This is a genomic window from Foetidibacter luteolus (assembly GCF_009650435.1).
In the GTDB taxonomy this organism is placed as follows: Bacteria; Bacteroidota; Bacteroidia; order Chitinophagales; family Chitinophagaceae; genus Foetidibacter; species Foetidibacter luteolus.
In genome coordinates this window covers 21524-35174 of sequence record NZ_VVIP01000054.1, presented here as the reverse complement: position 1 = coordinate 35174, position 13651 = coordinate 21524, and the positions used below count along the sequence as shown (strand labels likewise).

At 45.5% G+C, this 13651-nt stretch carries 9 protein-coding genes; 4 read left to right on the top strand and 5 right to left on the bottom strand.

All coding sequences use genetic code 11. The features are described from left to right. Positions 1–8: 8 nt before the first annotated feature. On the bottom strand, positions 9–3098 hold the full coding sequence (locus F0364_RS17030) for a SusC/RagA family TonB-linked outer membrane protein (protein ID WP_153799009.1): 3090 nt from the start codon (positions 3096–3098) through the stop codon (positions 9–11). A 201-nt stretch (positions 3099–3299) separates the two neighbouring features. On the opposite strand from F0364_RS17030, the gene F0364_RS17025 reads away from it, so the two are divergent. The 4 genes from F0364_RS17025 (at position 3300) to F0364_RS17010 (ending at position 7288) form a co-directional block, all read left to right on the top strand. Then, a complete protein-coding gene (locus tag F0364_RS17025; protein ID WP_153799008.1) occupies positions 3300–4178 on the top strand; it encodes an AraC family transcriptional regulator in 879 nt (292 codons plus the stop codon). 258 nt (positions 4179–4436) lie between these two features. After that, positions 4437–5351, top strand: coding sequence for a hypothetical protein (locus tag F0364_RS17020; protein ID WP_153799007.1), 915 nt, complete (start codon positions 4437–4439; stop codon positions 5349–5351). Next, positions 5348–6100 carry an SDR family NAD(P)-dependent oxidoreductase gene (locus tag F0364_RS17015; protein WP_153799006.1) on the top strand — a complete coding sequence of 251 codons (753 nt, stop codon included), beginning with the start codon at positions 5348–5350 and terminating at the stop codon, positions 6098–6100. Before F0364_RS17020 ends, F0364_RS17015 begins: the two co-directional genes overlap by 4 nt. Before the next feature lie 12 nt (positions 6101–6112). Then, positions 6113–7288: a mandelate racemase/muconate lactonizing enzyme family protein gene (locus F0364_RS17010; protein WP_153799005.1), complete on the top strand. Its 1176-nt coding sequence runs from the start codon at positions 6113–6115 to the stop codon at positions 7286–7288. A gap of 385 nt (positions 7289–7673) precedes the next feature. Here F0364_RS17010 and F0364_RS17005 read toward each other — a convergent pair whose 3' ends face one another. The 4 genes from F0364_RS17005 to F0364_RS16990 form a co-directional block, all read right to left on the bottom strand. Then, on the bottom strand, positions 7674–8888 hold the full coding sequence (locus F0364_RS17005; RefSeq protein WP_153799004.1) for an MFS transporter: 1215 nt from the start codon (positions 8886–8888) through the stop codon (positions 7674–7676). 17 nt (positions 8889–8905) lie between these two features. Then, entirely contained in the window at positions 8906–9667 is a 762-nt protein-coding gene (locus F0364_RS17000) for an SDR family NAD(P)-dependent oxidoreductase (protein ID WP_207632732.1), read from the bottom strand. A gap of 38 nt (positions 9668–9705) precedes the next feature. Beyond that, a complete protein-coding gene (locus F0364_RS16995; RefSeq protein ID WP_153799003.1) occupies positions 9706–11661 on the bottom strand; it encodes a glycoside hydrolase family 97 protein in 1956 nt (651 codons plus the stop codon). Between the two features lie 134 nt (positions 11662–11795). After that, on the bottom strand, positions 11796–13634 hold the full coding sequence (locus tag F0364_RS16990; protein WP_153799002.1) for a RagB/SusD family nutrient uptake outer membrane protein: 1839 nt from the start codon (positions 13632–13634) through the stop codon (positions 11796–11798). Between the last annotated feature and the right edge of the window lie 17 nt (positions 13635–13651).

Sequence of the window (13651 nt, the reverse complement as noted above, 5' to 3'; positions counted from 1 at the left end):
GTTTTGATTTAGAAAGTAACATTTGCGCCAACCGAAAAAGCTTTCTGATTGGGATATCCCCAGCTTCCGTTTGGAATCCAGGAATTGTTCGGGCCTATCTCCGGGTCGTAATTCTTGAGCTTGGTCCAGGTAAGAATGTTTTGCCCTGATACAAAGATGCGTACTGACTGCAAGTGAATTCTTGACAGTACAGATGCAGGTAAGTTATACGAAAGCGTAGCGCTCTTTAATCTTAAGTAAGCTGAATTGGCCATCCAAAAAGAAGATGTCTGCGAATTATTAACCGTTGGAGATGAAGTCAGCCTTGGGTTTGCCGCATTGGGATTTTCCGGTGTCCAGTAGTCAAAATTATGTGTGTACGGCAACATGGTTTCCCAGAATGGCATGATGGATGAACCATGATAATACCAGTTACTTTTAGCGGCCCCCTGGAAAAGCAGTTCCAAACCAATTCCCTTATAACGAATAGCCGGGGCAAAACCATATAATATCCTGGGCGCTGCCGTGGGGTCGCCAATAACAGTTAAATCATCATCGTTTATTTTGCCATCTTTATTCTGGTCTTCGTATCGAATATCACCAGGTTGAACTGCGCCCCAGGGCTGAACAGCAATACCAGGTTTTAGTGAGCCGTCCTGCTCAAAATCACTTTCCTGGAAATAGCCAAGCGACTTAAAGCCGAACTGTGTTCCAAGCGGTCTTCCGGTTATCCTGCGGTTAGGATTGTTATAGGTAGTGGCACTTTCAAAAATCTGGAGCACTTTATTTTTTGCGTAGGTAAGGTTGGCGTTAAGGGACAACTGCAGGGTTTTGTTTACCTGGTAAAAAGAACCGACGGTCATGTCAAAGCCCCTGTTTTCCATAATTCCAGCATTTACCTGGCTAAGACCTATACCATACTCTGAAGGAACGGTCACATCGGGGTTTACGAGCATATTCGAACGTTTCTCATGGAAGAAATCAAACTCCAGGTTCAATAAACCTTTCCATGCGTTCAGCTCAATGCCGATATCGGTTTTCTTAGCCCGTTCCCAGGTTATGTTGGGATTGGATTCTGCCCTCTCCCGGATACCCTGTACGGCATTGTTACCCAGCACATAATTGGTGCCCAGCACATCATAAGTGCTCATATACTGGAAGGGGCTGCCTGCAAGTGCACCCACTTCTCCATAGGAAGCCCTGATTTTCAGGTTGTTTATCCAGCTTGTTTTGCCCTTCAAAAAGGATTCTTCAGACAAACGCCATCCTACTGAAAAAGCCGGGAAAAACCCAAACCTGTTTTCCGGTGCGAAATAATAACTACCATCATAGCGGCCACTTGCTTCAAGCAGGTACTTCTGGTCGTATTCATAAGCAACACGATATACCAGGCCTACCTGTCTTGCCCGTGAAGAAGTTCCCCTTGTACTCATATCCGCCTGGGAGGAACTTCCGAGGTTTATTTCATCAATGGTTAAATTAAAATTACGGCGTTCAGCGCCCATACTTTGCTGGTCATTTGCCTTGGCTTCAAATAAGCCCAGCGCACTGATGCTGTGCTTACCGAATTTATTGTCATAATTCAACCCTGCCTGGTAAGTTATTTGCCAGGCGTTGGTATAGTTTTGATTGAGGGATGGCTTTGTCTGTCCCCATATACCATCACGGATAACGTAGGGGGTTTGTGTTTTATCCAGGCTGGCTTTTTGTACCGGCAGCGTCCAGAGTTTGTTCATGGCGCTGGATGGATCATAGGCAATCGTGCCTTTCGCTTTCAGGCCTGTGATAAAAGGAAGTTTTTGCTCAATAGATATTTGGGAATACAATGCTGTCGTATTGATGCGCTGGTAGCCGCTGTTAAAAAGGCTGCCGGTAAGAAATGTGCCATTCATGCCGTTAGAAAAACGCAGTGGCCCATATAGCGGGTGAAGATACCCGATCAGCTCAAAAATTCTTCCTGTTGATACAGCAGGATACATATCACGCTGGTTACGGCCATTGATGTTGAAAGAAACCAGCGTTGTTTTGGTTACCTGCGCATCCAGGTTGAGTGTAAGGTTAAAACGCCTTGTATTAGTGGCCGGCCACATCCCTTCCTGGAATTGATAGCCCAGCGCCGCATAGTATTTAATTCGTTCCGCGCCACCCGAAACTTCAATATTGTGGTTGGTAAGGGTGGCATTACGGTTAGTAATATCACCCCAGATGTCTTTGAAAGTGGGGTATGCATCCGGGTCTGAACCGTCCTGGAATTTCTGAAGCTCTTCCGCCGAATAAGGCTCAGGTAACCCTTCATTTACTGCCGCGGCATTACGCAAGGTTGCATATTGAAAAGAATTTACAAAATCGGGTAAGCGTACCGGGTTCTGAAAACCGATATAACCATTGTAAGACAAAGTAGGTGCGCCGCTTCTGCCGCGTTTTGTTGTTACCAGTATTACACCATTGGCGCCCGCAACGCCATAAGGCGCTACCGCCGCGGCATCTTTCAGTACAGTGAACGTTTCTACGCTATTTGGATCTAATTCCTGGAAGCTGCGCGGTATGCCATCAACTATAATTAGCGGCTGTGTTGCGCCGGTTGAAGAAATGCCCCGGATATAGATGTTGGACCCATCTCTGCCGGGTTCCCCCGACCCTTGCTTTACGATAACACCTGAAACCCTTCCTCCAAGACCATTACTCAGGTTGGCAATAGGGGTAGAGGCAATGTCTTTCCCTTTCAGGGTAGAAACTGCCGCTGTTACTGATGTCTTTCTTTTGGTCCCATAACCAATCACTACCACATCGTTCAGCACGTTGCCTGCATCGGGTTTTAAAACAATATCCAGTTTTTGCTGGCTACCAACCCGGAATGTCTGTTCTTCAAACCCGGTAAAAGAAACTACCAGTGTCTGGGATGGCGCGGCGTCAATACTATACTCTCCCTGTTCACCGGAAATAACGGTAACACCCGTTTCCCGTATACGGATCGTAGCGCCGGCTACAGGCTGTTCACCATCGGTAATTTTACCGGTAAGCAGGAACTTTTGGGCATACATTTTTGTTGCGCCCAAACAGCAAATCATCAGTAAGATTAAGAGGCTAATACAAGCTCTCATGCATTGTTTGGAAGTCATAAGCGTCAATTTTGAATGCTTCCAAAGTTATTCGCATATCGCTCAGACCAATTATACCATCTTGTTCAATAACTATCCTATTTTGTTGACAGTCAAAACAATACAAAACAATACTGTCTTATTTTGCCATATTCTTATACTATTTTGTTCTGGCCGCCCCAAAATGTTATCCGCTCGTTCAAATCGTTTACTTTTATTTACATGAAGCCGCATTACAAGCCCATCACTTCAGAATCAAGCCTGTTTAAAGTAGAGTTCCAGAGAACCTCCAAGGAATTCTATTATCCCTGGCATTATCATGCGGAACTGGAGCTGACTTTTATACTGAGTGGCGAGGGGGAACGCTATGTAGGTAATTCTATTGAGCAGTTCTATGGAGAAGAGCTGGTATTGCTCGGCACCAACCTGCCGCATTCCTGGTTTAGCAGCGGATCGGAAAGCCAGCCTGTTACAGCCATTGTGATTTATTTGAAAGAACTTTTTTTTGACAACAGTTGGATGGCAAGCAACGAATTTGAAGATATACGCCACCTGGCTACGCTCATGAAAAAGGGCATCAAGGTTGACCAGCCGGTAGTGGAGAAACTAAGGCCATTTTTTTTTGAACTGCTGAACGCATCCGCGTTTGACAAACTGCTTATACTGCTGCAGATACTGCAAACGCTGGCAAGGAATACACAGTTCCGTTTCCTCTGCGAACAGGGATTCGGCAACCAGTTAAATGAGTCTGATAAAACCCGCATCAATTCGGTATATGACTATGTGCAGCAGCACTACATGAAACAGATAACGCTTACAGATATCGCTTCCCGCGTTAACATGAGCGAAGAATATTTTTCCCGCTTTTTCAGCAAGACCATGAAGAAACCTTTTTTCGAATTTTTAAACGAATTTAAAATCAACCGGGCATGTAAACTACTCATTGAGACGGATAAACAAATCAGTGAAGTATGCTACGCTTCGGGCTTTGAAAGCATCCCTTTTTTTTACCGGCAGTTCAAGAAATTCAAAGGTTGCCAGCCTAAAAATTACAGGGCCAACTTTCAGCGTATTTCTATTTTCAGCCAACAGGAAGTTTAAGAAGTTCTCTAAAAACAATTCATTTGGATACCAGCAACGGTTTTTCATGGCGACTTCGTTGCGTCGCAATCACTTCGTCTTTCAGTTACAATGGCGACTTCAGTATTATACAAAATCTTCAAGGCTAAATTCAGATAGCTTCTGAAAGAAAATAATCCATTTCGCCTTTACCGGCATCAGGCAATAAAATCATACAAAATTTGACGGAAAATACAATTTTGTGCTGTTTACATGTTCTACTTTTAAACAATGATATTTTTGTCAAAAACAAATGATATTCAACTTATCAATATTGCTAACCGGCATTTACAGATAAGTATTTCACCCGCTAATGGGGGCAGGGTTACAAGCCTTTATAATAAAAGAATGCAGCGGGAATTTTTATGGACGAATCCTACCTTGCCATTAGCTATCAACCAGGAAGGTGATGAATACGATCCTAATTTTTTTGGCGGCATTGATGAACTTATTCCAAACGACCTGCCGGAAACCATTGACGGAATTGCATACCCTGATCATGGCGAATTGTGGACAACAGCACTTAACCACGAAATTTCAGGTGAGCAGGTAACGGTATCTGGCCAGCTCCGTTTAAGCGGGTTATTTTACAGTAAAACTGTTTACCTGGATGAACAAAGCCCGATAGTGCACCTGCGATACAAAATAAAAAACTATAGCGGAGAGCCAAGGCATTTTCTCTGGAAGTTGCATGCTGCATTAACCATTAGCGAGGGGGCAAAGGTTGTTAGCAAAGCCCGGCATGGGCAGGTAGTTGATACTGCATATTCCCGGTTTAGCCATACTGAAAAATTTAGCTGGCCCAATATAGAAAACACAAACGCTGCTATTATACCTGCAAAAAACGGAACGATGGATTTCTTTTATCTGTTTGATGAAGAAACGGGTAAAATGCAATTACAGTCTGCTGATAACACTGCTTTGTTCTCCTATGAATATGACCCGCAGATTTTCCCTTACCAATGGTATTTTGCTTCCTACGGCGGTTTTCTTGATCACTATACTGCCATCCTTGAACCGTGTACCAGTATGCCGATAAGCGTTAACGATGCCGCTAAATTAAACCAGTGTACCGTATTACAACCGGGCGAACAACTTGAAACCTCCGTTCGTATTTTCGCTGGCAGAGTAAACGACCCCATTTCAATACTATGAATGCAAAGAAAGCCTTAATTACAGGTGCGGCCTCGGGCATTGGCAGGGCTGCAGCGCAACGGTTTGCTGCAGAAGGCTACGATGTTTTGCTTTTGGATATAAAGGAAGATAAGCTCGGCCAATTATTGAATGAGCTCCCTGCCGGTAACCATCTCGCAGTTGTTGGCAGTTACGCAAGCGAAGCTGTAATGGAAAAGACTGGATTACAGATAAAGCAGCACTGGGGATGTTTGGATGTACTGGTTAACTGCGCCGGAGCTTTTATTAAATCCGATCCCATGCGCATGGAGCTGCCCCGGTTCAGGGATATTTTCAACATCATGACAGACGGTTGCTATCTCACCTCCGCAACAGCAGCCGCACACATGACCAATGGTGGCAGGATAATACACATAACATCCATACACGGCGAACGTGCCGAGACAGGTGCTGCCGCTTATGCAATGGCCAAAGCGGCCATTAACCAATATTGCCGGGCTGCTGCACTTGAATTTGCTGATAAAAATATACTGGTAAATGCCATTGCGCCGGGTTTTGTCAATACCGCTATGTCCGTAGTGGATGGTCAAAATGAACTTGAATCTGCCTGGTTTAAAAACAACTACGTTCAAGGGCATCATTTACCGTTGCGCAGGGCAGCAAGGCCCGAAGAAATTGCAGGAGTGGCATTCTTTCTTGCTGGTAAAGATGCCACTTATATTACCGGCCAGGTTATTACCGTTGATGGCGGCCTTACCATAACCTTTTAATTTATTGTTTTTATGAAGATAGAATCAGTTGATTTCTTTTATCTCAGTATGCCGGAAGTGCTCGATATTGGCGATGGCAGCCAGGATGCGTTATTGGTGCGTATACGGGCCGGGGGATATGAAGGCTGGGGAGAGTGTGAAGCTTCGCCACTAACCAGCATTGCCAGCTATGTATGCCCCATGTCGCACAGCGCATGCAAACCACTGCGTTACTCGGTAGAAGGTAAACCGGTAAATGAACCCGCAGATATAGAAAAAATATCAAAACTTGTACACACCAATTCCCCGGATTTGCTGCAAACAGACCATACGCTTTCCGGCATAGACATAGCATTGTGGGATCTGCTGGGCAAATACAAAGGCGAACCGGTTTTCAGCCTGCTTGGTACCAGTATGGTTTACCCAAAGCTTCCCTATGCCTCGCAGCTTTTTGGCGATACACCCGAACAAACATTTGCCAAAGCCACTCATACAAGGCTGGCCGGTTTTAAGGCTGTAAAATTTGGCTGGGGGCCTTTTGGCAAACTGGGCCTGGATAATGATATCGCACACATTAATGCGGCCCGTGAAGGCATGGGTAAAGACGCTTATCTTATGATTGATGCAGGAACGGTTTTCGTGGAAGACTGGAACGTTGCTAAAGAGCGCCTGCAGGCTTTAAAAGATGCAAATGTTTACTGGTTTGAAGAGCCGTTTATCAATGGAGCGCTTGAGCCTTATAAAAAGCTTTCGGAAGCTTTTCCGCAAGTGCCGCTTGCCGGCGGGGAAGGCTGCAACAATTTTGTGCAGGCAAAGGCCATGCTGGATTATGCAGGTTTAGGATTTATACAGATTGATGCGGGCAGGGCAGGAGGAATAACTATTGCCCAAAGAATCGCCGAAGCCGCGGCAGCAAGAAAGATTACTTACGTTAACCACACATTCACATCGCATCTTGCGCTCAGCGCTTCGCTACAGGCTTACGCAGGTATGGAACACGATGTTATCAGCGAATATCCTGTAGAACTTAAACCGCTTGCCGCCGAAATAGCGACAGAGAAAATATTGCCTGATGAAAATGGGTTTATACACGTTCCGAATGCCCCGGGTTTGGGTATTACAGTAGATACCACAGCTATAAAAAAATACCTGGTTGATGCGGAGATAAAAGTAAATGGCCAGGTGTACTACCAAACACCGGAATTATAACGCGTACCTGAAGTGTTAGTTTTTTTTGTGACCATCGTTTGCACTACTATTATGCTTCGTTGTGTCACTCACTTGTACTGTACATCTTTGCTGAGCAACAAAACCAACATCCCGCGACACTTGTCACTAAGTTAAGCTGCGAATGTCAGGTTGAGCTTGTCGAAACCAGGTTATGCAAACTGCTGTTTCACCAACCTGCCATCGACAATGTTTGCCCCGCTTGTTGCGGGCCCAGGCTGACAACCTTAACTTAATAACATTACCCGGCAGCCACCCATCTACCAGTAGATAAAAGCTGCCATGCTTACCGGACGATGAACGTAGTGCGACGCAACGATGCCTCATTGAAATACTGCAGCCCGCCACCACCTGCTGTTTGTTGATATTACTGAGATGAGAAAGAAGAAGTTTCGCTTTGTAATTTCCGGGCCCTCCTGTCGCAATAAACTCCATAAAATATGATGAGCAGAAAGCAGGCACAAGGAATGAGGTAAGATACCTGTATGCCATAAGCATCGGCCACCAACCCCTGCAAGGGCGGAAACACGGCACCGCCTACTACGGCAGTATTAATCAGCGCTGAACCTTTTTCGGTAAAATCGCCAAGACCTTCAATACCCAGGCTGAAAAGCGAAGGGAACATGATGGAAATAAAGACGCCCAAACCCGTAAGCAGGTACGGGTTAAGCACAGAATGTGTAAGTGATATGAGCAAGAATAAAACAACCATACCAACACCAAATACCGCCACAAGTTTGCCTGGTGAAATGAATCGCAACAAATAGATACCCAGCAGAGAAACAATGGCAGCTATAACATAGTAAGCCGTAAGGAAACCAGCTGTTTGCTCATTGGAAAAACCGGCAATAGCCGGATCGCTGAGATAACTGGTAAAGAAACCTGCCGTTGAAGCTTCGGCCCCTACATAAAAGAACATGATGACCGCTCCCCAAAGCAACTGCGGCCGCACTGCCGCCCCTTTTACAATAGCAGGCAAAGTAAAACCCTTTTCCACCTCCGGTTTCATAGAAGGCATGGCTGAAAAACCAATACCTACAGCCAACAAAACAGCGCCTGCACCAATAACAAGGTAAGGAAGATCAAATTTAATTGTACCGGCTTCGCCATGTATCAACCGGGTTGCCAGTACCGGCGTAAAGGAATAACCTATACGGCTAAACAACTGAACAATGTTAACCCGGATGTGAGAGCCTTTCGGATGGCCCAACAGGGCAGCTAACGGGTTGGCCGCCACATTAACAAGCGTTACGCCAATTGAAATAATAAATACCGCGGCCAAAGCAAAAACAAAAGATGACATTGTATAAGCAGGCAGAAACAATAAGCCGCCTGCACCACAGATGAACAGGGCTGTAACCAGCGCATTCTTATAACCATACCGGGCTATGTAGAAAGCAATGGGAACAGGGAACACGAGGTAGACAAGGTAAAATGATTGCTGTACAAGGGTGGCCCTATAATAAGACAGGTTGAAGAAAGCTTTTAGGGAAGGCAGCAGTATATCATTCATGCAAATGATGGCTCCGGTAAAAAGAAATACATAACAAACCAGCAGCAGCGGCTTCCATTGGTGTTTCATCTAACTTTTTTATCTTCTTAGTAAGTGGCCCTTCCGCCGGAAATATCGTAAATAAAACCCGTGGAAAAACTGTTTTCATCAGAAACAACATAACAACATACTGCGGCCACTTCTTCCACCGTACCTAACCGCTTCATCGGAATTTTTGCTGTCATATAACTCAGTTGTTCCGGCGAAGTATTTTCATTCATCGTGGTTTTTATGACTGCTGGCGCCAGGCCGTTTACGGTAATCTGGCTTTCGGCAAACTCCTTTCCTAACGCTTTTACCAGGCCTATTACACCAGCCTTGGTGGAAGAATAGCCAACCATACCCGGGTTGCCTTCCTTACCCGCTATGGACGATATAAGGAGAAGTCTTCCTTTTCCCTTTTTCTTCATTACCGTCAGGCTGTATTTGGCTACCAGGAAACTGCCACGCAGGTTAACGCGGTAAATATTGTCAAAATCTTCTGAACTAAACTCGGTGATGTTAGTACTGGTAGGCCCAACTATGCCTGCAGCGTTTATTGCCACATCAATTCCTCCGAAGTCCTGTTCAGCCTGGCTAACCGCATGTTTAACCTGCTCTTCGCTGGCTATATCCGTGGTATAAGCTTTGGCTTCAAGACCGGCATCTTTCATTTCAGCAAGTGTTTTTTGCAGCAGGTTTGGATTAATGTCCAGCAGGGCGAGCCTTGCGCCCTCCCTCCCCAGACGCCAGGCCACACTCTTTCCAATTCCGTCAGCACTGCCTGTTACAAGGGCTGTTTTGCCCAGAAACCGTTCAGATATATTCATAGTATTTTTTTGTCAGCAGGCAGTACGGCCTGCCAGGGTTATTTATCCAGGCGAATCAAAAAGCCGCCACCCGGCGCCAGGTGAATTTTTAGTGTATCGCTTTTTCTAACAGCTTCTTTATTCTCAATTGCATAATCAGCCGCGTAGCGGTCGGCATTGATGCCATCCTTGCAAATGACGGCTTTGTATGCCGCATCATCCAGGAAATCGAACTTTACAACAACATCTCTTTGCTTCCAGTCATTCATTCCGGCAACAAACCAACTATCCCCTTTTTTTCTTACAGTCACTATGTATTCAGCAACTTTTGCGTCCTGGATAATTGTTTCGTCCCAGGCTGTCGGCAGGTTACCGAGCAACTCCATGAAGGCGGGTTCAAGCACACCTTCCGAAGGGTTACCCGAAAATATCTGTACCGGGCTGTCGTATACTACGAACATGGCCAACTGGTGTGCTCTTGTACCAGGGCTTGTAACAACGCCGGCAACAGGCCTGGTACCCTTTTCCGTTGCATTGTTCAGCAGTCCTGGCTCATAATCAAATCCACCCGCCAGCATTCGTGTAAAGGGCAAAGTAAGGTCGTGGGCCGGTGTTACCCTGTTGCTCCAGTTATTGAATTCCGAGCCCAGTACACCTTCTCTTCCGACGGCGTTCGGCCAGGTACGGTTAAACCCTTTTGGAGGAAATGCGCCGTGGTACATGATCATGATTTTATGTTCCGCGCAGGCTTTAGCGACGCGGTGATAAAATTCCACCATTTTCTGGTCGTCCCTGTCCATGAAATCTGTCATGATAAAATCAACACCCCATTTACTGAATTGATCAAGGGCACTGTCAAGTTGCCTGTCAAGTGTCATACCCAATGTCCACATACTCAGCTTTACCCCTTTTTCATTTGCGTAGGCGAGTATGGTATCCATGCTGATAGAAGGCACTATCTTAAACAGGTCATTGTTATCGCTCCAGCCTGCATCCATCATAATCCGGTCGAACCCAAACCGCTTTGCAAAATCAATATAATATTTGTAGGAAGCAGTATTGATACCGGCCTTGAACGGAACATTAAACAGGTTTATATCTATAATCCATTCATCAGTAAGATTGCCTGGTTTTATCCACGAAGGATCACTGATGCGGGATGGAGAACCCAGGCGGTAAACAAGATCATTTCCCGGCAACTCTTTGTCTTCACGGGAAATAAGCAAAGCCCTCCAGGGCAATGTTCTTGTACCTTGTATCCGTGCTATGTAATCAGCCCTGCGGGTGACTTTCATCTGCGAATAAAGGCCACCGGTAGATTGTTCTTCAAGAGGATAGCCTGCAAAAATGCCTGTAAGTGCAGTAGTTCCGGTACCACCAAGGAACATTCCGGGATAAGACTCAAGATCAGATTCTGTAATACCTATTTTGTACCCTTCGATTGAGGTAACCAAAACAGGAGAATAGGCAATTGTGCCCTGCGGTATGCTATCCATCCTACGCAAAGGATATTCTTCTTCAAAACTGGTATGAAAAATATCGGCATCATCGCGTTTTTTTACTGCGGGGTAATAAACGGAAGGCGTTGCGGCAAATTTAAACCGGGCCAATTCTGATTTTACCAACGCGGAATCTTTAAACAATGTATGTATCCTGTAAGCTATGCCATCGTCGTACACCCTGAATTCAACCTTATAGGGCTGTTTAAAACTTACTACAACCTGGTTATAATGATCTTTTACAGTCTTTCTTTTTTCCGGCACCGGGGCTATAATTTGTTCCTTTACTTCTTTTATTGGCGAGAACCGCACTTTACGATCGGAAGACAATGCCCGTTGATTGATGACTTCCAGGTCAATTACAGAAGAATCCATCAATAAGATGCCTCCTGCCAAAACCTGGTACTGCAAGCCGTTATCAACCCAGGACTTTACACAAATATTCCCCGATGGCGAACAGATTTTCAGTGTGTCTGTTTTTTGCGCAACTGCGCCGGAATACATTATGAGCACCATACAACAGCACTGAAGAAATCTGGATAACGGTAAAATTCCTGATCCTGTATGCCCTGGCAAAATATTCTGATTGTGACGATGTAACATCCGTGTAATTTTATGGCTTAACAATCCGGGTGATTAAAGCATATCTATCAATACCCCGGGTTCTGAACCAATTGTGGCGCCCGGTTCATTTCATCAATTGGTATGGGAACCCAGTACATTTTATTTTGCACCGGCCCTCTTTGCTGAACAAATATCTGCCTCCAGGTTGTGGTGACCGTATTGTTGTCCCTGTTATTTGTTTCAATGATATCAACGCCTTTCGCATCAACCATGGTCTGATCCAGTATTTTCCACCGGCGCATATCGTACCAGCGTATATCCTCATGCACAAACTCAACCTGCCTTTCATGCTGCAGGGCGGTTTTTGCATCGCCGGAATAATCCGGCAAGCCAGCCCTGTTCCTGATCATGTTGATGTATGTTGCAGCTTCCGCCTGTTGTCCCAGGCCAAGACAGGCTTCTGCATAGTTCATCAATACTTCCGCATACCTGAATTCAATCCAAACATTTTCATTGTTGTTGGTTTCCGTGCCATACACTTCATTATCCTGGTATTTTTTGAACGTGTAACCGGTATAGGTACCATCGTCGCCATCAACAGGTCCCTGGCGTGTATCAATGCCGTAAATGCGGCTTGTTTCCTGCCCATTCTGCACAGTTATGCGGGTGCGGCGGTCATAGATACCCAAAGGATCCCGTGGCGCAAGGTCGGCATAGCGTTTCATCCATATAGCACTATCGTACAGTATCGTTGCATAAAAGCGCGGTTCCCGGTTATAGTAAATGTTCGCAGAAGTATATTTGGTCGAGGTATTGCGGTAGTAACCATTTCCGTCAATGGAGTAGTGAGAGGAAAATTTAGACCCATCCGCCATTTCAAAAGCATCCACCAGGTTGGCAGTGGGTGCGTTGCAGCCATACATCACAAAACCGTTACTGCCATTTATCAGGTTCATCTGGTTTCGGGCGCCAACATTTTTAAGAAACAACTTTCCCCATATTACTTCCGGACTGGAAAGATCTTTTGCTTTGAAAAAATTGTAGAAATTTTCCGCCACGGACGCGGCATTGGGAGCACCAAAGTCTGCAAGTTGATAGGCCCCCAGGTCCATTACTGCTTTGGCCGCGTTTTTAGCGGCAGTCCACAGTGCCGCACGGTCAGGTGCAGTATATCCTACATATTCATTTTCTGCGGTTCCGCTTGCTGTAAGGTCACTTGCCGCAAATAGCAATATCCTCGATTTAAGTGCCAGGGCGGCCCCCTTGGTAGCCCTGCCCATCTCCATGCCATCTTTGTCTTCCAGCAAAGCTGCGGCCTCATCACATTGTTGTGAGATAAAGTCAATAGTTTCCCTGAACCCGGCCCTTGTTTGAGAAAGATAATCGTCGCCAATGGCAAATGGCGTGGTTGCTAAAATAACACCCCCATAATTACGGGCTAGCTGAGAATAGCAAAATGCACGCAGGAAAAGCGCTTCTCCTCTCATCCTTGATGCCTGCGCTACAATTGCGGGTTGTTCTGCCGGTGGGTACGCAGCCGGCACATTGTCAATATTGGCGAGAAAAATATTCAGCTTCTGAATGTTATTGTACATCGCATCCCATGTAGTGTAATTAAACGCCCAGATACCAAAAGGACTTGTGTTGCTGGAGTTGATGTTACCCTGGAGGTAGTTTTCAGTACCAAAAGCATGGGTATCGTGCGACTCATCTGTAATGGAAGCAAATGAAAGATATCCAAATCCGCCGGTAAGACTGTTATTATAGTTGTCCAATAAATACCGGTCAGCAAGACTAATGTCCGTCCACACCTGGGTTTCTGTGTATTTGTCCTGCGCTGTTTTATCCAGCAAAGTTTTATTACAGGCTGCCAGGATGATAACTGACGCTGTAGTTAAAAAAATAATTTTTATACCTGATTTCATATTGTTGTTTTAAACGG